This window comes from Superficieibacter sp. (assembly GCF_032071645.1).
Classification (GTDB): domain Bacteria; phylum Pseudomonadota; class Gammaproteobacteria; order Enterobacterales; family Enterobacteriaceae; genus Superficieibacter.
Genome location: NZ_DAMAPU010000018.1, coordinates 37,996 through 62,949 on the forward strand (window position 1 = coordinate 37,996; position 24,954 = coordinate 62,949).

General features: G+C 57.1%; 19 protein-coding genes and 1 pseudogene. 8 read left to right on the top strand and 12 right to left on the bottom strand.

Annotated features, from left to right (window positions below):
• Nucleotides 1-9: 9 nt before the first annotated feature.
• The 4 genes and pseudogenes from RT197_RS20040 to aaeX form a co-directional block, all read right to left on the bottom strand.
• Complete coding sequence (locus RT197_RS20040; RefSeq protein WP_312952935.1) at nucleotides 10-1,464, bottom strand: NAD-dependent succinate-semialdehyde dehydrogenase; 1,455 nt, start codon at nucleotides 1,462-1,464, stop codon at nucleotides 10-12.
• Between the two features lie 79 nt (nucleotides 1,465-1,543).
• Nucleotides 1,544-3,511, bottom strand: a pseudogene (aaeB, locus tag RT197_RS20045) (p-hydroxybenzoic acid efflux pump subunit AaeB).
• Between the two features lie 5 nt (nucleotides 3,512-3,516).
• Nucleotides 3,517-4,449 carry a p-hydroxybenzoic acid efflux pump subunit AaeA gene (gene aaeA / locus RT197_RS20050; RefSeq protein ID WP_312952936.1) on the bottom strand — a complete coding sequence of 311 codons (933 nt, stop codon included), beginning with the start codon at nucleotides 4,447-4,449 and terminating at the stop codon, nucleotides 3,517-3,519.
• Between the two features lie 7 nt (nucleotides 4,450-4,456).
• Entirely contained in the window at nucleotides 4,457-4,660 is a 204-nt protein-coding gene (aaeX, locus tag RT197_RS20055; protein ID WP_312952937.1) for a p-hydroxybenzoic acid efflux pump operon protein AaeX, read from the bottom strand.
• Between the two features lie 130 nt (nucleotides 4,661-4,790).
• On the opposite strand from aaeX, the gene aaeR reads away from it, so the two are divergent.
• Nucleotides 4,791-5,723 (top strand): HTH-type transcriptional activator AaeR, encoded by a 933-nt coding sequence (gene aaeR, locus RT197_RS20060; protein WP_312952938.1) that lies wholly within the window; start codon nucleotides 4,791-4,793, stop codon nucleotides 5,721-5,723.
• A gap of 29 nt (nucleotides 5,724-5,752) precedes the next feature.
• Here the strand turns inward: aaeR and tldD are convergent, their stop codons facing one another.
• The 8 genes from tldD to csrD all read right to left on the bottom strand — a co-directional run bounded on the left by tldD (nucleotide 5,753) and on the right by csrD (nucleotide 18,013).
• Entirely contained in the window at nucleotides 5,753-7,198 is a 1,446-nt protein-coding gene (gene tldD / locus RT197_RS20065; RefSeq protein WP_312952939.1) for a metalloprotease TldD, read from the bottom strand.
• Between the two features lie 88 nt (nucleotides 7,199-7,286).
• Nucleotides 7,287-11,087, bottom strand: a complete 3,801-nt coding sequence (gene yhdP, locus RT197_RS20070) for an AsmA2 domain-containing protein YhdP (RefSeq protein WP_312952941.1) — start codon at nucleotides 11,085-11,087, stop codon at nucleotides 7,287-7,289.
• A 29-nt stretch (nucleotides 11,088-11,116) separates the two neighbouring features.
• Entirely contained in the window at nucleotides 11,117-12,586 is a 1,470-nt protein-coding gene (rng, locus tag RT197_RS20075; protein ID WP_312952942.1) for a ribonuclease G, read from the bottom strand.
• Complete coding sequence (locus RT197_RS20080) at nucleotides 12,576-13,169, bottom strand: Maf family protein (RefSeq protein ID WP_312952943.1); 594 nt, start codon at nucleotides 13,167-13,169, stop codon at nucleotides 12,576-12,578. Before RT197_RS20080 ends, rng begins: the two co-directional genes overlap by 11 nt.
• Nucleotides 13,170-13,176: 7 nt before the next feature.
• Complete coding sequence (mreD, locus tag RT197_RS20085; protein WP_312952945.1) at nucleotides 13,177-13,665, bottom strand: rod shape-determining protein MreD; 489 nt, start codon at nucleotides 13,663-13,665, stop codon at nucleotides 13,177-13,179.
• On the bottom strand, nucleotides 13,665-14,666 hold the full coding sequence (mreC, locus tag RT197_RS20090; protein WP_312952946.1) for a rod shape-determining protein MreC: 1,002 nt from the start codon (nucleotides 14,664-14,666) through the stop codon (nucleotides 13,665-13,667). Before mreC ends, mreD begins: the two co-directional genes overlap by 1 nt.
• A gap of 68 nt (nucleotides 14,667-14,734) precedes the next feature.
• Nucleotides 14,735-15,778, bottom strand: a complete 1,044-nt coding sequence (gene mreB / locus RT197_RS20095; protein ID WP_000913396.1) for a rod shape-determining protein MreB — start codon at nucleotides 15,776-15,778, stop codon at nucleotides 14,735-14,737.
• A 294-nt stretch (nucleotides 15,779-16,072) separates the two neighbouring features.
• A complete protein-coding gene (gene csrD / locus RT197_RS20100; protein WP_312952950.1) occupies nucleotides 16,073-18,013 on the bottom strand; it encodes an RNase E specificity factor CsrD in 1,941 nt (646 codons plus the stop codon).
• A 206-nt stretch (nucleotides 18,014-18,219) separates the two neighbouring features.
• Between csrD and RT197_RS20105 the strand changes: the two genes are divergently transcribed.
• The 7 genes from RT197_RS20105 (at nucleotide 18,220) to panF (ending at nucleotide 24,943) form a co-directional block, all read left to right on the top strand.
• A complete protein-coding gene (locus tag RT197_RS20105) occupies nucleotides 18,220-19,194 on the top strand; it encodes an MDR family oxidoreductase (protein WP_312952951.1) in 975 nt (324 codons plus the stop codon).
• A gap of 115 nt (nucleotides 19,195-19,309) precedes the next feature.
• On the top strand, nucleotides 19,310-20,314 hold the full coding sequence (gene msrP / locus RT197_RS20110; protein ID WP_312952952.1) for a protein-methionine-sulfoxide reductase catalytic subunit MsrP: 1,005 nt from the start codon (nucleotides 19,310-19,312) through the stop codon (nucleotides 20,312-20,314).
• Complete coding sequence (msrQ, locus tag RT197_RS20115) at nucleotides 20,315-20,914, top strand: protein-methionine-sulfoxide reductase heme-binding subunit MsrQ (RefSeq protein ID WP_312952953.1); 600 nt, start codon at nucleotides 20,315-20,317, stop codon at nucleotides 20,912-20,914.
• A 412-nt stretch (nucleotides 20,915-21,326) separates the two neighbouring features.
• The gene (gene accB, locus RT197_RS20120; protein ID WP_312952954.1) at nucleotides 21,327-21,797 is read left to right on the top strand and encodes an acetyl-CoA carboxylase biotin carboxyl carrier protein; all 471 of its coding nucleotides are present in this window, start codon (nucleotides 21,327-21,329) and stop codon (nucleotides 21,795-21,797) included.
• A gap of 10 nt (nucleotides 21,798-21,807) precedes the next feature.
• Nucleotides 21,808-23,157, top strand: a complete 1,350-nt coding sequence (gene accC, locus RT197_RS20125; protein WP_312952955.1) for an acetyl-CoA carboxylase biotin carboxylase subunit — start codon at nucleotides 21,808-21,810, stop codon at nucleotides 23,155-23,157.
• Nucleotides 23,158-23,259: 102 nt separating this feature from the next.
• Entirely contained in the window at nucleotides 23,260-23,502 is a 243-nt protein-coding gene (locus tag RT197_RS20130; RefSeq protein ID WP_312952956.1) for a YhdT family protein, read from the top strand.
• A complete protein-coding gene (panF, locus tag RT197_RS20135) occupies nucleotides 23,492-24,943 on the top strand; it encodes a sodium/pantothenate symporter (RefSeq protein WP_312952957.1) in 1,452 nt (483 codons plus the stop codon). The genes RT197_RS20130 and panF overlap by 11 nt, the downstream gene beginning before the upstream one ends.
• The last annotated feature ends 11 nt before the right edge of the window (nucleotides 24,944-24,954 follow it).

The following is a 24,954-nucleotide window of genomic DNA, read 5'->3' on the forward strand; positions in this document are numbered from 1 at the left end:
CCCGGCTGCTTATAATCCCCCGATGTGCAGGGTTTTCACTTCCAGAAATTCTTCCAGCCCCAGCACGGACCCTTCACGGCCCAGCCCGGACTCTTTTACCCCACCGAACGGCGCAAGTTCGGTCGAGACGGCGCATTCATTGACGCCAATCATGCCGCTTTCCAGCGCCTGAGAGACGCGGAAGACGCGCGGCAGGCTCTGGGTATAAAAGTAAGCGGCCAGGCCGAAAGGCGTATGGTTGGCGCGCTGGACCACTTCATCTTCACTGGTGAAACGGAAACAGGCCGCCACCGGGCCGAAGGTTTCCTCCTGCGCCAGCTTCATCCCATCGTTACAGTCACCGAGCACCGTCGGCTGCCAGAAGTTACCGCCCAGCGCGTGCGCTTTCCCGCCCGCCAGCACTTTCGCACCTTTGGTAACAGCGTCGTCGATGTGCTCACGCACTTTATCCACGGCGGAAGGCTCGATCAGCGGCCCGACCACCACGCCCTCTTCCAGCCCGTTGCCGACCTTCAGGTCATTTACCGCATCGCTGAGTTTGTTTACGAAGCGGTCGTAAATGCTTTCATGCAGGTAGAATCGATTAACGCTGACGCAAACCTGCCCGGCGTTACGGAATTTATTGGCGATCGCGCCCTGCACGGCGGCGTCGATATCCGCATCGTCAAAAACGATATACGGCGCGTTGCCGCCCAGTTCCATGGAGATTTTTTTCATGGTGTCGGCGGAATTACGCACCAGCGTTTTGCCTACCGCTGTCGAGCCGGTAAAGGTGATTTTACGCACCTCAGGGCTGGCCATAATCGCATCGCTGATTTCAGCAGTGTTCCCGGCTACCGCATTAAGCACGCCATCGGGGACGCCCGCTTTTTTCGCCAGTTGAAGCAGCGCAAAAGCGCTCAGCGGCGTATTGTTAGCGGGCTTAATGACCCCGGTACAGCCCGCCGCCAGCGCCGGGCCGAGTTTGCGGGTTAACATCGCCATCGGGAAATTCCACGGTGTGATCGCCGCCACGACGCCGACCGGCTCCCGCGTCGCCAGAATGCGCGATCCGGCTTTGGCGGGCGGGATAATTTCCCCATTGGCCCGCTTGGCCTGCTCCGCAAACCACTGAATAAAGCTGGCGGCGTACTCCACCTCGCCTTCCGCTTCTTTCAGCGGCTTACCCTGCTCCGTCGTCATTAGCTGCCCAAGCCAGGACTTATTTTCGATAATCAGTTGATACCAGCGATAGAGGATTTCCGAGCGCTCTTTAGCGGTTTTGGCCCGCCAGCCGGGGAATGCTCTGCTGGCAGCGGCGATGGCCGCTTCGGTCTCTTTTTTACCGGCTTTCGCCACGCGGGTAATCACGTCCCCCGTCGCCGGATTGACCACCTCAAAGGTAGCGTCGAGCGTTTTCCAGACGCCATCAACCAGATAGCCCGTCTGAAATAGTTCATGATCCTGAAGTGTCTGTGCTGACATGTTCCCTCCCGTTTGGCCTGGATATAACGTTTAAGTATAGCCATAAAAAAACCGACGCTTTCGGCGTCGGCTCTGGCACTTAACGGGTGGTTAACGCGTGCTGATATTTATGCAGCATCCCGACCAGCCGGAAGACCGGTTCAGTGACCTGCGGCGAGGCCTGCCAGTACCGCAGTTTCTCCTGATAGACATCCAGCTCCTCCAGCAGCTCGGTGAAACATGCCCGGCGCTTGTCGTCGTTGCTGGCGGAGATCACCCGGTCAGCGGTACGCCGCAGCTGGCGGTGATACGCGGAGAGATCGTCATTGACCGGCACCGGCGCATCGCGCAGTCGTTGGTGCGCGATGATCAGCGTCAGCGCAAGGCGGAATTTCGCCACGTCACCGGGGAATTTACTCAGCAGCAGGAAAAGTTGCTGATAGAGTGCCGGGAGATGATTTTCTTTGCGCCGCGCACTGTTGGTGGTCATCGCCGAAACCGCCGCGAAAACAAACTGATTCAGCAGCACCCGACCGGTTTGCGCCCGCGAGTTGTCGCGCACCAGCATGATCACCATCAGCGCCAGCGAACAGCCGACCAGTTGCCCCAGCGCGCTATCAAGAAACTGGCTGAAGTGGAAGGTCATCGGGTTGTCGAGCACGATAACATTGATGGTGCTCGCCAGCGCCCCCAGTGACCCCAGCCGCCGCTTCTGTACCTCGATGCCGATAAAAAATGCCAGCACGGCGAGGCTGATACACAGCAGCAGCATACTTTGCTGGGTGGAAGGAATAATCACCAGGAAGAACAGCCCGCCCAGCGGCAGGGCGGCCAGCGTGCCGTAAACGAAGTCGATCGCCACCATGCGCGGATTGGGCAGCCGCATTGCCAGCGATGTGACCACCGCGATCATCACCATCGCCCCGCTGCCGGACGTCCAGCCGGTCCACAGCCAGAACAGGGTGCCGAGAATGCAGGAAAGCGTGGTGCGCCAGAAGTTAATCATTGCGTGATGACGCTCGGCGGAATCCGCCCTGACGTCCGTTTGATCCTGAAGGATGCTCTCCTCAACGGCGCTGATTTTGGTATTGCCCGCTACGCCGCGCTTAAGCAGCAGATAGCGCGTGGCGGCTGCGACCCAGCTATAGACGGTAACGGGCGTATCACGCTCGCCGGTCTACGCCAGCAATCGCCGAATACGTTTGAGCTGGCGATGTACGTCCTGCACGTTCTCCACCGGCGCGGCGAAAATTTCCCGCCAGGTCTCGTTGACTAATTCCGGGCGCGTATTCTGAATAATATAGGTTTCGCACGCCTGGGTGATGAGCGTCAGCGAGACCGTATTCAACGCCTTCAGCCGACGCCCTGCGCGTGACCAGCGCGATGACTCCATCAGTAAATTACTGCGCATGCCCTCCAGCGCTTTGGTACGCCGCACCAGCGCGCCCCAGGCGTTGTCCAACTCTTCACTGGCACCATGGCGAATACAGAGCTGCATCAGGCGGTATTGATCCACCAGCAGGCTATCCAGCTCGGCATCAATCACCTGCTTGATGGATTTCGGCGAGAACAGCAGATCTGCAACGATGGCGCAGACAATGCCGATAACGATTTCACTACAGCGCTCCACGGCGAACTGCGGCGTCAGCAGCGGATGCTGCTGAATGGTAATAACGATAATCAGCGCCGTATAGCCCGCCAGCCCCCAGGCGTAGGAGTTTTCGACGCGCACCAGCGAGGATACCCAGGTACAAAAACCGGCCCAGATGCAGCACACCAGCACCATCAGCAGCGGCGCGCGGATCATCAGGATGATGATGGTCAGCGCGGCGATACAGCCGATAAACGTGCCGATAATGCGCAGCATCCCGCGATAGCGGATCGCCCCGGACCAGGGCTCGCCACCGGCAGCAAAGGCCGGGCCTGCCGCGACAATCGCCGCTGTCAGCACCGCCCAGCGCGGCGTTTCAAGCTGAAAATGGAAGCCGACAAACAGCGCCAGCACGATGGCGCAGGCCAGTTTGATGGCAAAGCGAAGGTGCTGAGCGGCGATGGTAAAAATGCCCATCACGCTTAACCAAACTCGCGCAGGCGCAGCGCCAGTTTCTGGAAGAAGGTCATCTGCTGGATATCACGGTCACGCGCGCCGGTGATCACCACCGTCGCCGTGGTCCCGGCGGGCCACAGGTTGGCCTGCTGCTGATCCAGCCGAATGCGTACCGGCACGCGCTGCGCCAGACGGACCCATTCGAGATTGGAATCAACGGTTGCCATCCCATTAGCATCGTTACTGCTGCTGGCGTTGGTCACGCCTGCCGCCATACTGTCAACGGTGCCCTTCAGCACCTTATTGCTGCCCAGCGGGGTGATTTCCGCCCGGTAGCCCGGACGCACGCCTTCCAGCTTGGTCTCTTCCATATAAGCCTGAATATAAAAAGAGTTTTGCTTCACCAGCGCCACAGCGGTAGAGCCACGGGTGATAAATTCACCGCTGTAAACATTCAGGTTAGTCACCCAGCCATCGGCAGGCGCGCGGATCACCGTGCGCTCCAGATCCAGCTTCGCCAGATCGCGCGTGGCTTCGGCTTTTGCCAGTTGATGCAGGACGGTTTGCAGTACGTTATTGGCCTGGTCGATCTCTTCGCGTGACATCGCCTGGATGCCCAGTTGATTACGCCGCCCGGCTTCCCGGCGCTTCTCGCTGGCCAGCGCGTTATAGTAAGCAACGTCGGCTTCGGCTTCCTCCACCGCTTTCTGATAGCGAGGCTGATCGATGGTAAACAGCACCTGATCCTTTTTGATCAGCTGATTATCCCGCACGTCAACCCGTTCGATCAGCCCCGACACATCCGGGGCAATCGCCACGACGTCCGCGCTAAAGCGCGCGTCGCGCGTCCACGGCGATTCCGTGTAATAGACCCAGGCGCGAAAAATCGCGACAAAAGCCAGCAATACCAGTATCAGCGTGATCGCCGTACGGGCAATTTTTCTTGTTAGTGTTTTCACAGCTACCTCAGGCGAACAAACGCGAGATCAAATAAAACAGACAGCAATACAGCGCGGTATTAAAGAGTGCAGGATGCCAGACAAAATCGTAGATCCCGGTCGGGACCAGCACGCGATGCACCGCCCAGAAGAGGGCCAGCGACACCAGCAATTCAAAGAAGATCGGCGGGAACGACAAGCCGAAAATCACGATGACGGGAAACAGACTCATGTTGACCTTGATTAGAGAAAATGCAGGCGAGTGCGATGTATTTAGTTATATGGCTAACAATATATTAGCGTAACAGTTATGCCGTGATCTATATTATGTGATCTAAATCACTTTTAAGTCAGAGTGAACAATGGAACGTCTGAAACGCATGTCAGTTTTTGCCAAAGTTGTCGAACATGGTTCTTTTACCGCTGCGGCGAGACAGCTCCAGATGAGCGTTTCTTCGCTCAGCCAGACGGTAGCCAAACTGGAGGATGAACTCCAGGTGAAGCTGCTGAACCGCAGCACCCGTAGCCTGGCGTTGACCGAGGCCGGGAAAATTTACTATCAGGGCTGCCGCCGGATGATGCACGAAGTGCAGGATGTGCATGAGCAGCTTTACGCCTTCAACAATACGCCCATCGGCACCCTGCGTATTGGTTGTTCTTCAACCATGGCACAAAATGTACTGGCAACGCTCACCGCCGAAATGCTGAAAGAGTACCCTGGCCTGACGGTTAATCTGGTAACGGGGATCCCCGCGCCGGATCTGATCGCCGACGGGCTGGACGTGGTGATCCGCGTCGGCGCCCTGCCGGATTCGAGTCTTTTTTCCCGGCGGCTGGGGTCGATGCCGATGGTGGTCTGCGCGGCAAAAAGCTATCTCCAGCAGGCGGGAACGCCAGAGAAGCCAGGCGATCTCGCCAGTCATTCGTGGCTGGAATACAGCGTGCGCCCGGATAACGAATTTGAACTGATCGCCCCGGAGGGGATCTCCACCCGGCTGATCCCGCAGGGGCGGTTTGTGACTAACGATCCGATGACCCTCACCCGCTGGCTGGTGGCGGGCGCGGGGATCGCCTACGTTCCCCTGATGTGGGTGATCAACGAGATCAACCGTGGCGAACTGGAGATCTTACTGCCGCGCTATCAGTCCGATCCGCGCCCGGTTTACGCACTGTATACCGAAAAAGATAAGCTGCCGCTGAAGGTGCAGGTGTGCCTGAATGCGCTGACGGATTATTTCGTTAAGGTGGCGAGGGTGTATCAGGAAATGCGCGAGCGGGGGAAAGAGAAGCGCTGACCGCTCAACGGTCAGCGCATCGCATACTGTCAGGCGGTGCCGCCGACGGTCAGGTTATCCACCTTCAGCGTAGGCTGGCCGACGCCAACCGGCAGGCTCTGGCCTTCTTTACCGCAAACGCCAACGCCTTTATCCAGCTTCAGATCGTTACCGACCATTGAGATTTGCTGCATGGCTTCAATGCCTGAGCCGATGAGCGTCGCGCCTTTCACAGGTTTGGTCACTTTGCCGTTTTCGATCAGGTACGCCTCAGAGGTCGAGAAGACAAATTTGCCGGAGGTGATGTCCACCTGACCGCCGCCAAAGTTCGGCGCATAGATGCCGTACTCCACCGATTCGATGATTTCCTGCGGGGTGGATTTACCCGCCAGCATGTAGGTATTAGTCATGCGTGGCATCGGCAGATGCGCGTAGGATTCACGGCGACCGTTGCCGGTTGGCGCAACGCCCATCAGACGCGCGTTAAGTTTGTCCTGCATATACCCTTTCAGCACGCCGTTTTCGATCAGCACGTTGTACTGGCCCGGCACGCCTTCGTCATCGATAGAGACTGAACCGCGACGGTCAGCAATAGTGCCGTCATCCACCACGGTACACAGCTCCGAGGCCACCAGTTCGCCCATCTGACCGCTGAAAACGGAGGTGCCGCGACGGTTGAAGTCGCCTTCCAGACCGTGACCGACCGCTTCGTGCAGCAGCACGCCCGGCCAGCCTGCGCCCAGCACTACCGGCAATGTTCCGGCAGGGGCCGCCACGGCGGAGAGATTTACCAGCGCCATGCGCACCGCTTCTTTCGCCCACGCATCGGCCCGGACCTCGCCGTCTTCATCAGCGAGGAAGTAGTCATAGCCGAAGCGACCGCCGCCGCCGCTGGCACCGCGCTCGCGTTTGCCGTCGTCTTCAACCTGGACGCTGACCGACAGACGCACCAGCGGACGCACGTCGGCGGCCAGCGTGCCGTCCGTCGCCGCCACGAGGATCAGTTCGTACACCCCGGTCAGGCTGGCAGTCACTTCCTGCACGCGCTTGTCCGCTGCGCGCGCCACGTTGTCTACACGACGCAGGATATCCAGCTTTTCTTCGCGGCTCATGCTCTGGAGCGGGTCGATGCTGGTGTATAACGCCGTATGCTCTACCGCGCCCAGCGTCTGTACCCGGCGGTCGCCCGCATCTTTAACGATGGTTCGCGCCGCCTGCGCGCTCTGCTCCAGCGCCAGCTTGCTGATCTGATCGGCATAGGCAAAACCGGTTTTTTCACCGCTTACCGCACGCACGCCGACGCCCTGATCGATGTTATACGAGCCATCTTTAATAATGCGGTCTTCTAAAACCCAGGATTCATGGTAGCTCGACTGAAAATAGACATCGCCATAATCAAGGCGACGCTCGGTCAACTGGCCGAGAATGGCAAACAGATCCTGATGATTCAGGCCGTTTGCGGAAAGCAGGTGTTCAGTTACCAGGTTCAGACTCATTATTTTGCTACTCTTTGGTTGCCGCACATACGGCGGGCGGTAATAAACTTATCTACTGAGAGTGAGGCAATTCGTAGCCGTCGTCAAATCATTGCTTTTTGCCTTCACGCGGTTGACGCAGCACTTCGTTGATTAGCGGCTTGTCTATCGGACCGGTAATTCGATAGCGCAGGATGGAGACTTTATTCCAGATCGGAGCCAGCACTTTGCTGGCGGCAAATACCGCCGCGCCAACGATCGGGTTAACCGCAAACGCCGCCGCGACGCCGACGGTGGCAGAGATTTCCGGGGCAACAACGGCTTCCATGTCCAGCTCGCGACGCACCAGGTTCACAGAGCCTTTCATCGCGATATCCGCTTCCAGCCCGTCCACCAGCGTGTCGTCGGTGTGCAGCGTGCCGTCTTTGATCCACGCGGAGCCTCGGATGGAATCAAACCAGAAACCTTCATTGAAGGTGTCGCTGAAATCAAAGCGCAGCTTACGCAGCAGGGCATCCACGCTCACCAGCCGCAGCAGTTGCCCGGCGTGCCCGGTGCTGATGTCGGTAAATTCCCCTTTCCCTAGCCGGGTATGCAGTATGCCGTTCAGCGAAGCGACATCCGGCTGCCAGGGCGCATCGCGCCAGTGCAGATCGTAGTCGAGGCTAAACGAAGAATCGCGAATCGGCGTGGCAACGCCAAAAAATCCGAGCGCGGTATCAATTTTTTCACCGCGAATTTTACCTTTCAGCGAGGTGCGTTCGCTTCCCGCGCCGTTGACCCATTCGCCGTCGGCGGTCAGGCGGCCAAAGCCGGTATCTACCAGACCATTTGCCAGCGTCAGGGTGTTACCTTTGATGGTGAAATCACCGTCGATGCGGCCATATTTCTGGCCCCAGAACCAGCATTCCGCGCAGCGTAACTGCACGTCCGGCCAGCCGTTAAAGCTGATTTTATTCCCGCCAAAAGGCGATGCCGGGCCGCTGCCTGCCGTTGCTGATTTGGTGCCCGGATTAAAGTAGAGGTAGCGGATCGCCGCCAGCCACGGCGCGTTATCATGCATGGTCAGCGTGGCGTTGATTTCCCGGCCCTGAGCTTCGACCTGCGTGCCGCCGGTAATGGGCCGGGAAATGAGGCTCAGGTTATTCCACTGCTGGCCGCCGAGCGCCAGCGTGGGTGTGCGCAGGGTAATGCTTTGCGGGAAGCGCGCCGCCGTGCTGACGTCATCTGCTGCACCTTTCTGAAACAGCGCCAGCCATTCGGCTCCGTCCATCGGCGGCAGGTTTAACTCCACGCCCTGTTGCTCTGGCAGCGGCGGCACCGTGCGGCTATCCGTTGTCAGGATGGCGCGATCGAGCGTGAGTTTCTTATCCAGCAGCCAGCGGCTGTTAAAGTGGCTTTCGCTACCAAAGCGCCCGGTCAGATCGAAATGATTCAGATCGCCTTTCGCGTTCAGTTTGACCGGCAGCGGCTCCCCGGCCGCTTTATTCGCTGGCGCAGGTAAGCGACTGCTCACATTTTTCAAATCCCCGGTCAGTTCGACGTCGTAACGGGTGCCGCCGCGATAAGGCAGTTCGACGCCCACTTTACCCTGCCACGGAATGCTGCCGCCCAGCGCGTCGTTTAGCTGCTTCGGTAAAATCCCGGTGCGCGCAGGCTGCCAGTTGGCGTCCATATCGACCGCCACCTGATAGGCTTTCTCCCCCTCGGTGGTGGCGAAGGTCACATTCAGCGGCTGATTAAACCAGTTGGCTTTCATCGCCTCGCTTTGCAGGTTGCCATTCACAAAGCGGAAATTACCGCTCAGGTTTTTCAGCGTCGAATCCAGAGGCTTGATGTAAAGGCTATTGTTTTTCAGCATCACGTCGCCCTGCGCCGTGACCTTTTCACCATCCAGCGGGATATCAAGATGTAAGCGAGCATTCACATCGCCGTCGAGCTGGAGTTGGGCGAGCGTGGCGCCAAGCGAATCATCCAGCGGCGTTTTGTCAAAATACGGACCGACCTCTTTGCCCGGCCCTTTCAGGTCGGCGTCGATCAGCAGTTTTTCTTTTACGTAATCGGGAATGGCCGCCCGCAGATTGCGTGCCTCAACGCCGCCCAGCATCGCGCGGTCGGCTTTCATCCACAGGCCATCGTTGATGAAATCAAGATCGATGTCCTGTTTGGTCAGCGCGGGCCAGCCGGGCTGGAACGCAAAGGTCGCATTGCGCACCGGCACCAGCACTTCAAACTGGCCTTCATTGTGTTTGTAGGGGAACAGGTGCGGGTTGCCGCCGTAGACCAGGGTGGCATTTTCCGCCTGGCCGCCCTGAATGGCACTGCTGAGGTAGTCCACCAGCTTTTTGCCCATCAGGTTTTGTGGGAAGTAGCGCCAGGCCTGGGAAGCATCTTCCGCATTCGCGCCCGCCAGGATCCCCAGCCAGGGCTGATCGTCTTTCGGTTGCAGATAGCGGAAGCCGCCCGCCGCGCGCACGCCTTTCGCTTTGACGTCAATATTGCGCCCGTCGAGCATAAAACCCTGCTCATTTTTGATCCATTTCAGCGTGGCGATGCCCTTTTCGATTTCCAGCGGCGCGCGAAAGACCAGATCGTAAGGCATCACCGCCTGCTCCATGCGGGCGTTCAGCGTGCCATTTTCTACGCTGCCTGCGGCCTCGCCGGAAAAATGCTCCGCGCCGGGCAGCATTTTCCACTGGGTCCAGGTCAGATTTTGCCAGGAGGCTTTAAAGCGGGTTTTCTCCGTGGCTTCCAGCGGGACATCCAGCGCGAGCGCGTCGATTTGCCCGGAAGGCTGGGTGGCGCGCCAGATCTCTCCCAGCGCGGGGGAGATTTTTTCTGCAATCGGCAGTAAACCGTCAAGGCCGCTTAGCTCCAGATGGCTGGCCCGCACGCGAAATTCATCGCTCTGAAGGCGGTCGGCCCCGCCGACGTTTTGTTCTGGGATCCACGCCAGCGCCAGTGCGCCCTGTGGCCAGGGTTTATCGTCAATCGTGATTCGGGTATCGGGAATACGAAACTCCCAGCCGGTTTGCGTGCCGCCGGTGATGTGCGCCGTCAGGTTATCTACCGCAAGGTGATGCGTTTTATCGTCGCCCTTCCAGCTCGCGCCGCCCTTTTTAAGCCAGACGTCGCCACCGGACAGCTCACCTTTGGTCAGGTCAATCCAGCCTTCAAGGCTGAAACGCGCGGTTTCCAGCGCGACGTTATCCTGCATCCAGCGCCCCAGCCAGGGCTTGACGTCGATATCATCCGCCTGCACCCAGGCTTTGCCGTCATTCAGCAGGCCGTTATCGTCGCGCAAATCCATGCGGACTTTCATTACGCCGTGCTGTCCGGTCAGGCTGGTCAGGCTTAGCTCGCCCTCCGCCCGATGGCGATTGCGGCTGTTAAGCCAGGTCAGCGTCGGGATGTACAGCTCTGCCCGCTGACCGGAAGGGGTCGGAAAACTGATATAGCTGTCACGCAGGTTAAAGTGGTCAAACTGGCGTAAAAACAGGTCGCTGATGCGATCCGTTTTGATCCCTTCACCATCTTTGCTTTTTTGCAGCGGCGTGTTGGTGTGGATTTGCAGTTGCCAGAAGGTGAGATCGCGGAACTGCCAGCGCAGATGCAGAAGGCTCTGCCAGACATCAAGCGCCAGCGTGACGCGCTTTACGGAGATTTGCCCGCCGTCCTTCAGCCCGGCGTCCACGTCCCGCACGTCCAGGGTCGGGCCGAAATTCTCCCAGCTGGCTTTAATATGGCTGGCATCAACTTTCGTACCGGTTGACGATTCAATTTTCGCCAACAGCGCCGGACGCCACTTGTCGAGCTGCGGCAGGACGAGACGCAGGCCGCTCACCGCCAGTGCAACGATGACCACCAGCGTTGCACCTGTAAGCAGTAAAATCCCCGGCAGTCGCCTCACGCATCTCTCCTTGCTAGCTGTGCTTTTGGTTACATCATGACCACGTCAAACTGCTCCTGGTTATAGAGCGGTTCAACCTGGACTTTGACCTGCTTGCCGACAAAGATTTCAACTTCCGCCAGCGCGTGCGACTCTTCGCCCTTGAGGGTTTCTGCCACCGCAGGAGAAGCGTAGACCAGAAAACGGTCGGAGTCGTAGGCATGATGCACGCGCACGATTTCACGCATGATTTCATAGCAGACGCTTTCAACGCTTTTCACCGTCCCGCGACCGTGGCAGGTCGGGCATTCGTGGCACAGAACGTGCTCCACGCTTTCACGGGTGCGCTTGCGGGTCATTTCGACCAGCCCGAGCTGTGAGAAGCCGTTGATGCTGGTTTTGACCCGGTCTTTGCTCAGCGCCTGTTCGAGGGAGTGTAATACGCGACGGCGGTGATCCTCATTATTCATATCGATAAAATCGATGATGATGATCCCGCCGAGGTTACGCAGGCGAAGCTGACGCGCAATGGCCTGCGTCGCCTCAATGTTGGTGTTGAATATAGTGTCATCCAGGTTGCGATGCCCGACAAACGCGCCGGTGTTGATATCGACGGTGGTCATCGCTTCGGTCTGATCGATAATCAGATAGCCGCCGGATTTCAGCTCGACTTTACGCTCCAGCGCGCGCTGAATTTCGTTTTCCACATCGAACAGATCGAAAATGGGCTGGCGTCCGCTGTAATGCTCCAGCTTGCTGGTCATTTCAGGAATGTACTCGGCGGTGAATTCCAGCAGCGATTCAAAGGTCAGCCGGGAGTCAACGCGGATTTTATCAAGGTGCGAGACGGCAAAATCGCGCAGCACGCGCTGGGCCAGTGCCAACTCGCCGTACAGCTGGTAGCGAGTCTGATGGCGTTTTTTACGCTCCATCACTTTGGTCCAGACGCGTTTGAGATACGCCGCGTCTGAGGCCAGGTCTTCGTCGCAAATCCCTTCAGCCGCTGTGCGGATGATAAATCCGCCCTGCTCGTCGCAGTAATGGGAGACGATTTTTTTCAGGCGGTCGCGCTCGGCTTCGCTTTCAATACGTTGCGATACGCCGACGTGGGAAGCGCCCGGCATAAAGACCAGGTAACGTGACGGCAGAGTGATATCAGTGGTCAGACGCGCGCCTTTGGTGCCCAGCGGATCTTTCACCACCTGGACCATTAAATCCTGGCCCTGGCGCACCAGCTCAGAGATGTCGCGAACGATAAACTGCTTCTGTTCCTCACCCGCTACGCATTCGGTATGCGGCATGATGTCGGAAGCGTGGAGAAAAGCGGCTTTATCAAGGCCAATATCGACAAACGCCGCCTGCATTCCCGGCAGAACCCGGCTGACCCGGCCTTTGTAGATATTGCCCACAATGCCACGCCGGGCTTCACGCTCGATGTGGATCTCCTGCAAAATACCGCCGTCAATATAAGCCACGCGGGTTTCCGAGGGCGTTACGTTTACCAACAATTCAGCCGTCATGTTTATCCCTTTGCTTACGCAGTGAGTTAAATTTATTCAGCAACTCATACGTTTCCACCAGCGGTAAGCCGACCACGGCGTGATAGCTGCCATTTATCTTCCTGACGAAACAGCCACCCAGCCCCTGAATACCGTATGCACCTGCTTTATCCTGAGGTTCACCGCTGGCCACATAGCCCGCGATGTCCTCTTCCGAGAGTACCCTGAAGGTGACCTCTGTCGCCACAAGACTTTCAAGCACCGAATGCGAGTCGGCCAGCGCGACGGCGGTCAGCACCTGGTGCGTCTGCCCGGAAAGCCTGCGCAGCATGGCGGCGGCCTGTGCGTCGTCGTGCGGTTTTTCCAGCACGTCACCGTTGAGCACGACGATGGTGTCTGCGCCCAGCACGGGTAGATCGCGCGGGACAAGCGCCACGCCCGCCTGCGCCTTTTCGCGCGCCAGACGCACCACGTAATCCGCCGCGAGTTCACCCGACTGGCGCTGTTCTTCAATGCCCGGCACGATCCGTTCAAACACAATGCCTAACTGCGTCAGTAACTCCTGACGACGCGGAGAGCCGGAAGCGAGATAGAGCGCTGTCATAAAAACCTTATTGCACCGCAAATTGCTGGCGAATTTTCCGCATCAGCAGAAACAGCCACGGCCAGAGTACGCCGTTGACGACGCTACTCCAGAATACTTCCGGGCGGAAAGAGACGTTGATCACTAAAAACTCAGCCCAGAAAACAATGATATCGGTCGCCAGCGACAGCAGGATCACCACCAGCGCCTGCTGCCAGAGCGCGAGGTTGCGAAAGAGCTGATATTTCAGCGCGACCAGATAGGCAATGATACTCAGGGAGAGCGCGCGCACGCCAAGCGTGGAGCCGCTGATCAGATCCAGTATGGCACCCATCAGCAAACCCGTTCCGACATTCACCCGGTGCGGCAGCGCCAGCGCCCAGTAGAGCAGGATCAGCAGCACCCAGTTTGGCCGGAAGACGATAATGTTTTCCGGCCACGGCATGACCTGTAGCAAAAGAGCCACCAGGAACGAGAGCCAGATAACCCATCGCCCCTGACTACGGTAGCTTGCCACTACTGCCCCCCTGTGGAAACAGGGCGCGGCTGGGCGGGCGTAAGGCCGGTCGCAGGCGCGGGCATTGGCGCAGGTGGCCCCACCGAATCCGGCGAAGGCAGTACCTGCGGCATCATCTGCATCAGGCGCTCGTTCGCCACGCGGTGAACGTCTTCCGGGGTCATCGGGTTAGCACCTTCGCGATCCGCACCCCACAGCAGCAGCAGGTAACGCAGGCGCTGTAATCCGGCGGTCGGACGGGCCTGGATCACCGTGTACGCGCGCTGGGTATCCAGCTTCACTGAAGACACTACGCCGACCGGATAACCTTCCGGGAAACGACCGCCCAGACCGGAAGTCACCAGCACGTCGCCGACGCGAATGTCGGTGTTGGCGGGCAGATGCTCCAGTTGCAGATCGTCCGTACAGCTATTCCCGGCCGCGATCACCCGGATGTCGTTGCGCAATACCTGAATCGGTAGCGCGTGGGTGGCATCACAGATCAGCAGCACGCGGCTGGTGAGTTTTGCCACCGCAATGACCTGCCCGACCACGCCTTTATCACTGATGACCGGCTGACCTTCGTAAACGCCGTTCACGCTGCCTTTGTCGATCACCACCTGGTCGCTGTAGGGATCGTTGACCGTTGAGATCACCTGGGTGACCATTTTTTGTTCATCCTGACGCAGCGGGGAACCCAGAAGCTCACGCAGGCGCGCGTTCTCCTGTTTGTACTGTCCCAGCATCAGCAGGTCGCTGTTTTTCAGCAGCAGTTCCTGACGCAGCGCCCGGTTTTCAAGTTCGAGTTGATCGCGCGAGGCCAGCGTTTGCGAAACGCTGTCGAGTAATTCACGCGGACCATTTGAGACAAAGTAGAAGGGACTGACGGCGGTATCCATGTACGTTCGGATCTGGCTGAACGTTCCAAGTCGGCTGTCGGCGATAATTACGCCAAGCGCCACTAACACCGCCAGGATGAGGCGAATCTGTAGCGACGGGCCACGGCTAAAAATGGGCTTCATAGGCTATGCGTATTCTCGTGTCAGTTCAGGAGGGGCAGCGCAAAACGCCACCCCGCGTCTGAGGCTGACTACTCTTCGCTAAACAAGTCGCCGCCGTGCATGTCGATCATTTCCAGCGCCTTGCCGCCGCCACGGGCTACGCAAGTCAGTGGATCTTCTGCAACTACGACAGGAATACCTGTCTCTTCCATTAACAGGCGGTCGAGATTGCGCAGCAGCGCGCCGCCACCGGTCAGTACCATTCCGCGCTCGGAGATGTCGGATGCCAGTTCCGGCGGGCACTGTTCCAGCGCCACCATCACGGCGCTAACGATACCGGTCAGCGGTTCCTGCAATGCTTCGAGGATTTCGTTGGAATTCAGCGTAAAGCCGCGCGGGACGCCCTCTGCCAGATTACGACCGCGCACTTCGATTTCGCGGACTTCGTCACCCGGATAAGCGGAACCAATTTCATGTTTGATACGTTCTGCGGTTGCTTCACCAATCAGGGAGCCGTAGTTACGACGCACGTAATTAATGATGGCTTCGTCGAAACGGTCACCACCAATACGTACTGAGGAGGAGTAAACCACGCCGTTCAGGGAGATAACGGCCACTTCGGTTGTACCGCCGCCGATATCGACGACCATTGAACCGGTCGCTTCAGAAACCGGCAGACCGGCGCCAATGGCCGCAGCCATCGGTTCTTCAATCAGAAAGACTTCGCGGGCACCTGCGCCCTGCGCTGATTCACGAATAGCACGACGTTCTACCTGGGTTGCGCCAACCGGCACACACACCAGCACGCGCGGGCTGGGACGCATAAAGCTGTTGCTGTGCACCTGTTTGATGAAGTGCTGGAGCATTTTTTCGGTGACGAAGAAGTCGGCAATAACGCCGTCTTTCATCGGGCGGATCGCCGCGATGTTGCCAGGGGTACGCCCCAGCATTTGCTTCGCGTCATGACCGACAGCAGCGACGCTTTTCGGTGAACCGGCACGATCCTGACGAATGGCCACAACGGAAGGCTCATTCAATACGATGCCTTGTCCTTTCACATAAATAAGGGTATTCGCAGTACCCAGGTCAATGGACAGGTCATTGGAAAACATGCCACGAAATTTTTTCAACATACTAAGGGATAATCCTGAAAGCTGGGGCGGAGTACAAAATCCGCTTACTTTACCAACCACACGCAGCAGCGACAAGGCGCAAAAATCATCTGCTACGGTGAAAATTAGTGCAGTTCGTCACCTCTGTCACAAACTGATACCTGACTCCTTCAGATTTAAAATCATCAGCAGCGCTCCCTGCTTTCATTTGCAACCTGTACAAGGCCGTTAACTGCGTGATCCTGGCGGGCAGACAAGCACACCCCCGAAGATACAGCGCGCGTTATTCTACGTGAAAACATAGTAAACGGCAGGTCAAACCGAATATCTTTGTGAATATTTTTTTAGATTAGAGTCAAGCGGCTGTGAAGAAGCAAAAAAATCACCCTGCCCCCCGGTTACACCACATGCGGAGAGGGTCCGCCATTCGCTTTTCGTCCTAATCCCACTGGCAAAAACCTGGGTTGCCGTCCCTTTACAGGCTTCGACCAGACTCTGCACCAACAGCTGGTTTTCATTACGCTTTTCAAAGTTGCGCACCAGGCCGGGATGCAATTTGATTAAGCTCACGTCCAACTGCTTGATCCAATTGGTGCTTACCATCGTCAAACCCGCCTGCGTTACCGCCACATTAACCCCCAGTGCATTAATTAAACGAACAACGGGTTGTAAGCGGCTGATATGTTGACAAACATCCGCCTCAGCAAGTTCAAAAATAATACGTTTGCGTTGCGATTTTTCGCATTGCATTAAGGTATCGCGCAGCCAGCGCTGGAATCGCGGGCGGATTAACGCTTCTACCGTCACCGGCAAGGCCAGCGTTTCCTGAGGCCAGAATAACAGGAAGGGTAACATGCGGTTAATTTGTAAGCGATCATACTCTTCCGCCAGACCAAATTGCAGCACGAAAGGCATGTATTCCGCTGCCAGTAATTCTTCCGTGCCGTCAAATATTCGGCACATCAGTTCCCGGTGGTGAACGCGTCCATCTGCCAGCACCGCCGGTTTTTGATAAAACCGTGGACCGCCCCGACTGAGTACCTGCTCAATCAGTGTACGCCAACGCACGTTACCGCGCCCTTTTTCCGGCAAAGAATCGTCATACACCAGCCAGCTATTGCCGCCCTGCAATACCGCGTTGCGCGTTGCCGTTTCCGCATGGCCCATCACCTGCCCGGTGGTTTGCCCGCTACGCCAGGCGCAGATGCCGATGTGCATCGTATCTTCCCGCTCAAGAATTTTTGACGACGGTAGCGCGTCCACTGCTTTAATCAGCTGCGAGGCAATGCCGTCGGCTTCTTTCAGGGTGCGATGTGGCAGCAGAATTGCAAAATCGCTGCGGTGATAGCGCGCCAGCAGCGCACCGGGGTAACGCATAATGAAGGTGGAGATCAGATTAATGAGGGTAAATGAATGCTCTTCCGCCGCCGCCCGTCCCCAGTTATCGACCAGCAGATCAAAGTCCGGCAGGCGGATCAGCATCACAATGCCGTGGGTACCGACTTTTTCCTGATCTTCAAGCAGGGTTGCCAGTTGATTATCAAAGAATGCGCGGTTGTTAAGCCCGGTTTTAGTGTCCTGGGCGGCGTAGGAGCGGATCAGCGTGTCCATGCGGCTACGCTGCTCGCCAGCGAAGTGGATTTCAGAAAGCAGCATATCCAGCGCGCTGCTGGCGCGAGCCGGCCATTCATAGACAGTGCCGCGCACGCCGTGGCCGCGCTCGCCGTTAAGAATGCGGGTGGCGCGCAGTTCGAGCAGTTCCCCTCCGGCAAGCTGGCGGCGCAGCCAGCGTACCGCCAGAAAAATCACCAGTACCATAAAGCCAATCGCCAGCGTCAGCGGCGCGGTCGTCAGCAGCGAGTGAAAGTAGTTAGCCATCGGGTCCTGATAGACCAGATGGATGGTCATACCCGGATGCTTCATGGAAGGGATGGTCAGTTCACGATACAGATTGCTGCGCCCCAGCAAACGATAGCTGCCGTTCCGGGCGTGGCTATAAAGGGTATTTTTGCCATGCAGAAAATCGATGCGCACAATGTCAACCGGCACCATCAGCTCATTGAGTTGCAGTTCGAGCTGGTCGAAGGAGCGCGTCATCAGTCGGTTATCGAGGATAGTGGCAACGGCCCGCGCCCGCCCATCGATTTTGCTCTGGATAGCGTTATAAAAACTCAGCGAGCAGCCAATCAGCGTGACGAGCATCGTCAGGCTAATCAGTAAGGTAATAAAAGCGGAAAACTTCGTCGTTAAACGCATCCCTGAGTTAACTCCGTGTTGTAAAGAACAGCCCGGTCCTGCTATCGCGTTCACTTTAAAGTAAGCACTAACTAGCAGAGTAACCTTGAATACTATCAAACCTGGCAGATCTGGCAATTTATTGCGTCAGGTCTGCATCCCATTTTGATTAGCGCGTATAGTTTGGGTAATTGTATTTCTAACTACCAGGCAAGTGAGGACGGGTCATGCAAGCTTTAATCTTAGAACAACAGGACGGAAAAACGCTCGCATCGGTGCAAACGATTGATGACAGCCAACTGCCGGAAGGCGACGTCACGGTAGATATTCAATGGTCCAGTCTGAACTATAAAGACGCGCTGGCAATCACCGGCAAGGGAAAAATCATCCGTAACTTCCCGATGGTGCCGGGGATTGATTTTGCCGGACAGGTTCGCACCAGCGAAGATCCGCGTTTTCATGCGGGCCAGCAGGTGGTATTGACCGGCTGGGGCGTCGGTGAAAATCACTGGGGCGGACTGGCGGAACGCGCGCGCGTAAAAGGCGACTGGCTGGTGGCGCTGCCGAAAGGACTGGACGATCGCAAAGCGATGATTATCGGCACCGCCGGTTTTACCGCCATGCTGTGCGTAATGGCGCTGGAAGAAGCGGGCATTCGTCCACACAGCGGGGAAATTCTGGTCACCGGGGCCAGCGGCGGCGTAGGCAGTACCGCCATCGCGCTGCTGCATAAGCTGGGCTATCAGGTGGTGGCGGTTTCCGGGCGCGAAAGCACCCACGAATACCTGCGCAGCCTCGGTGCCAGCCGGATTATCGGACGCGATGAGTTTGCTGAAACCCGTCCGCTGGAAAAACAGCTGTGGGCCGGTGCCATCGATACCGTTGGCGATAAGGTGCTGGCGAAGGTGCTGGCGCAAATGAATTACGGCGGTTGCGTGGCGGCCTGCGGTCTGGCAGGTGGCTTTGCGCTACCGACGACGGTGATGCCGTTTATTCTGCGTAATGTCCGCCTGCAGGGCGTGGATTCCGTCATGGCACCGGCCGCGCGCCGCGAGGAAGCCTGGCGACGTCTGGCGCTGGATTTGCCGGATACGTTTTATACTCAAACCGCAACCGAAATTCCGCTGGCCGATGCGCCGAAGCTGGCAGAAGCCATTATTAATAACCAGGCGCAGGGCCGCACGCTGGTAAAAGTAAACTAAGCTATCGCGCAGAATTTACATTTAATTAACCAATTTCCTCGCGCGCTGACAGACTCCCTGCCATCATAGATGATGCGCCATCACCCTTCTGATGGCGTACTCGCCGGGAGCCGTCATGAAGAAATTACGTCGCTTTACCGAAGCCGATGTCACCGCCGAATCGGCTTTTTTTATGCAGCGCCGCCAGGTTTTGCAGGCGCTGGGCATTAGTGCCGCTACGCTGAGCCTGCCCAACGTGGCGCGAGCAGACGTGCTGGACTGGTTTAAGGGTAACGATCGCCCTCCCGCACCGTCCGGCAAACCGCTGGATTTTACTCGCCCCGCAGAATGGCAGAGCACGCTCCCCCTGACGCCGGAAGACAAAGTCACCGGCTACAACAACTTTTATGAGTTTGGGCTGGATAAAGCCGATCCGGCAGCGAACGCGGGCAGCCTGAAGAGCGATCCGTGGAAGCTGACCATTGACGGCGAAGTCGCTAAGCCGCTGACGCTGGATCATGACGATCTGATCAAACGCTTCCCGCTGGAGGAACGCATTTATCGGATGCGCTGCGTTGAGGCATGGTCGATGGTGGTGCCGTGGATTGGTTTTCCGCTCCACAAACTGCTGGCGCTGGTCGAGCCTACCAGCAATGCAAAATACGTCGCCTTTCAGACGATTTATGCGCCGGAGATGATGCCGGGGCAGAAAGATCGCTTTATCGGCGGCGGCCTGAAATATCCCTATGTTGAAGGTTTGCGACTGGACGAAGCGATGCATCCGCTGACCATGCTGACAACCGGCGTTTACGGCAAAGCGTTGCCGCCACAAAACGGTGCGCCGGTACGCCTCACTGTGCCATGGAAGTACGGTTTCAAAGGGATTAAATCGATTGTCAGTATTAAGCTCACCCGCGAACGCCCGCCCACGACGTGGAATATTTCCGCCCCGGATGAATACGGTTTTTACGCCAATGTGAATCCGCACGTCGATCACCCGCGCTGGTCGCAGGCGACGGAACGCTTTATTGGCTCAGGCGGGATCCTGGATGTTAAGCGCCAGCCAACGCTGTTGTTTAACGGCTATGCCGATCGGGTGGCATCGCTCTATAAAGGTTTAGATCTGCGGGAGAGTTTCTGAGTGCGGTTAACAGCAAAACAGATTGTCTGGCTGAAAGTGGTGCTGCATCTGGCGGCGTTTTTGCCGCTGGTGTGGCTGGTCTGGGCCGCCTCGCAGGGCTATTTCAGCGCCGACCCGGCAAAAGATATTCAGCATTTTACCGGTAGGATGGCTCTGAAATTGCTGCTGGCGACCTTGCTGGTTTCGCCGCTCACGCGTTACGCTAAGCAGCCCTTATTGATACGCACGCGCCGCCTGTTAGGGTTATGGTGTTTCGCCTGGGCATCGCTGCATCTCACCAGCTACACCCTGCTGGAGTTAGGCATTAATAATCTGGCGCTGTTGGGACAGGAGCTGGTGTCACGACCCTACCTGACACTGGGGGCAATCAGCTGGCTGCTTTTACTGGCACTGGCCGTCACCTCGCCACAAATCATGCAGCGAAAACTGGGCAGACGCTGGCAAAAACTGCATAACAGCATCTATCTTGTCGCGATCCTCGCGCCGATACATTATTTATGGTCGGTGAAGATCCTTTCGCCGCAACCGGTGATTTACGCCCTGCTCGCGCTGCTGCTTTTAGCATGGCGTTACAAGAAGTTCCGTCAGTGGCTGCGATAGTTTTCGATTTGTGCTGTTTGTTGCAATTATTCCATCCACCGCGCACCTCTGCGCGGTAGCGGTTGATAATCTTCTCTGATAAGACCAGTATTTAGCTGCGAAATGCTACGAACTCGTTATACTGTGCGACTTTGGTTTTCCTGACGGCGGTTTTATCCCTCCGAAAAGGTGACAAGCGCGCATCTAAGGTATATTTTGTTTTTTGCCGAACAATAACCGCAGATCGCGACATGATGGCTGGCTACTCTGGTATTTTCCCGATGAATGGATCAAACCGGGGTCAGTCGATTAACCGGGCGCACGCGCAGCGCATTTCTCTGCCGACGCCATACAAACGGTTAACTTTATGCGTTACAGACGGCGTTCCAACGCCTGTCACAATCACACTAAACAAAGAGTACGGAACCCACTCATGGATATTCGTAAGATTAAAAAACTGATCGAGCTGGTTGAAGAATCAGGCATCTCTGAACTGGAAATCTCTGAAGGCGAAGAGTCAGTACGCATTAGCCGTGCTGCGCCAAACGCAGGTTATCCCGTGATGCAACAGGCTTATGCTGCCCCCGTTATGCAGCAGCCAGCTTTGTCTAATGCTGTCGCACCTGCAACCGCTCCAGCGATGGAAGCGCCTGCGGCGGCAGAAATCAGTGGTCACATCGTACGTTCCCCAATGGTCGGTACGTTCTACCGCACCCCAAGCCCGGATGCGAAAGCGTTCATCGAAGTGGGCCAGAAAGTCAATGTGGGCGACACTCTGTGCATCGTTGAAGCAATGAAAATGATGAACCAGATCGAAGCCGATAAAGCAGGCGTGGTAAAAGCGATCCTGCTTGAAACGGGTCAACCGGTAGAATTTGACGAGCCGCTGGTCGTCATCGAGTAACGAGGCGAACATGCTGGATAAAATTGTCATCGCTAACCGTGGCGAGATCGCACTGCGTATTCTTCGTGCCTGTAAAGAACTGGGTATCAAGACCGTCGCTGTACACTCCACTGCGGATCGCGATTTAAAACACGTATTGCTGGCGGATGAGACGGTCTGTATTGGCCCGGCTCCGTCCGTAAAAAGCTATCTGAACATCCCGGCTATCATCAGCGCCGCTGAAATCACCGGCGCGGTGGCAATCCATCCGGGTTACGGCTTCCTCTCTGAGAACGCCAACTTTGCTGAGCAGGTCGAGCGCTCCGGCTTTATTTTCATCGGTCCGAAAGCGGAAACTATCCGTCTGATGGGCGACAAAGTGTCTGCCATCACCGCGATGAAAAAAGCAGGCGTCCCGACCGTTCCCGGCTCTGACGGCCCGCTGGGCGATGATATGAACGTTAACCGCGCTCATGCTAAACGCATTGGCTATCCGGTTATCATCAAAGCCTCCGGCGGCGGCGGCGGTCGCGGTATGCGCGTTGTGCGCAGCGACGCCGAGCTTGCACAGTCCATTTCCATGACCAAAGCTGAAGCGAAAGCTGCGTTTAGCAACGACATGGTGTACATGGAAAAATACCTGGAGAATCCTCGTCACATTGAGATCCAGGTACTGGCAGATGGTCAGGGCAACGCAATCTATCTGGCGGAACGCGACTGCTCCATGCAGCGTCGTCACCAGAAAGTGGTCGAAGAAGCGCCGGCGCCGGGCATTACCCCGGAACTGCGTCGCTATATCGGCGAACGTTGTGCCAAAGCCTGTGTGGATATCGGCTATCGCGGAGCGGGTACGTTTGAGTTCCTGTTCGAAAACGGCGAGTTTTATTTCATCGAAATGAACACCCGTATTCAGGTTGAGCATCCGGTGACCGAGATGATCACTGGCGTTGACCTCATTAAAGAACAGCTGCGTATCGCCGCTGGTCAGCCGCTGTCCATCAAGCAGGATGAAGTCGTGGTGAAAGGCCATGCGGTCGAGTGCCGTATTAACGCCGAAGACCCGAACACCTTCCTGCCAAGCCCGGGTAAAATCACGCGCTTCCATGCGCCGGGCGGTTTTGGCGTGCGTTGGGAATCACATATCTACGCCGGTTACACCGTACCGCCGTACTATGACTCCATGATCGGCAAGCTGATCTGCTACGGTGAAAGCCGTGAAGTTGCGATTGCGCGCATGAAAAATGCGTTGCAGGAGCTGATCATCGACGGTATCAAAACCAACGTTGATTTGCAGACCCGCATCATGAATGACGAGAACTTCCAGCACGGTGGAACCAATATCCACTATCTGGAGAAAAAGCTCGGATTGCAGGAGAAGTAATTCTCCGCGATGACTAAGGCCGGGCAACCGGCCTTTTTTTCGCTTTTTTCACCTGTACCTTTCCGTATAATCCCTCCTTTTATTGACGAATAAGGGACCAGAATGGACAACCGTTTTGTTCAGGCCCACAAAGAAGCGCGCTGGGCGCTGTGGCTTACCCTTCTCTATCTTGCCGCATGGTTAGCGGGCGCTTACTTACCTGATTCGCAGCAGGGGATCACCGGGCTGCCACACTGGTTTGAAATGGCCTGCCTGCTTGTTCCGCTGATATTTACCCTGCTGTGCTGGCTAATGGTGCGCGTTATCTTCCGCGATATTTCTCTGGAGAATAACGATGCAGCATGAAGTGATAGCCGCGCTGGTGATCTACCTGTTAGCGGTGTTCGGGCTGTCGATTTACGCTATGCGCCAGCGGCGGACCGGTACTTTCCTGAGCGAATATTTTCTCGGCAGCCGTTCGATGGGCGGTTTTGTGCTGGCGATGACGCTGACGACAACCTATATCAGCGCCAGTTCGTTTATCGGCGGACCGGGAGCGGCATATAAATACGGCCTCGGCTGGGTGCTGCTGGCGATGATCCAGGTGCCGACTATCTGGCTGTCGCTGGGTATTCTGGGCAAGAAGTTCGCTATCCTCGCTCGTCGCTACAATGCGATCACCCTCAACGATATGCTGATGGCACGCTATCAGAGCCGCGCAGTGGTGTGGATTGCCAGTATCAGCCTGCTGGTCGCCTTTGTCGGCGCGATTGCGGTACAGTTTATTGGCGGCGCGCGGCTGCTGGAAACCGCCGTCGGCATTAATTACGAGTCCGGGCTGCTGATTTTTGGCATTACTATCGCGCTGTATACCGCTTTTGGCGGCTTTCGGGCCAGCGTGCTGAATGACACGATGCAGGGGATGGTGATGCTGGTCGGCACCCTCGTGCTGCTAATCGGGGTGATCCACGCGGCGGGCGGCCTGCCAATGGCGGTGGAGAAGCTGCAACACATCAATCCGCAGCTCGTCTCGCCACAAGGGGCAGATAATATCCTGACGCCGACCTTTTTGACGTCGTTCTGGGTGCTGGTCTGTTTTGGCGTGATCGGCCTGCCGCATACGGCGGTGCGCTGCATTTCCTATAAGGACAGCAAGGCGGTGCATCGTGGGATTATGATCGGCACGATTGTCGTCTCTCTGCTGATGCTGGGGATGCACCTCGCGGGCGCGCTGGGCCGCGCCGTGCTGCCGGACCTGACCGTGCCGGATCTGGTGATCCCTACGCTGATGTTGCAGGTTCTGCCGCCGTGGGCGGCGGGCATTTTCCTTGCCGCGCCGATGGCGGCGATTATGTCCAACGTTAACGCCCATCTTTTGCAGGCGTCCGCGACGATTGTGAAAGATCTGTGGCTTAGCGCGCAGCCCGCTAAAATTCATCATGAGCAACGGCTGAAGCGTATTTCAACCGCCACCACGCTGATTCTGGGCGTGTTGATGATGCTTGCCGCCTGGCGTCCGCCAGAGATGATTATCTGGCTGAATCTGCTGGCCTTTGGCGGTCTGGAAGCGGTGTTCCTGTGGCCGCTGGTGCTGGGACTGTACTGGGAACGCGCGAACGCCCGCGGCGCGCTGTGCGGGATGCTTACCGGCGGCGTGCTGTATACTGCGCTGGCGAGCTGGAATATTCAGTGGCTGGGCTTTCACCCGATTGTCCCGTCGCTGTTGTTAAGTTTGCTGGCGTTTGTGGTGGGCAACCGTTTTGGTTCTCCTGTACCGCAAGCGCCTGTTATTTCTGCTGATAAATAAAGAGTTCTGCT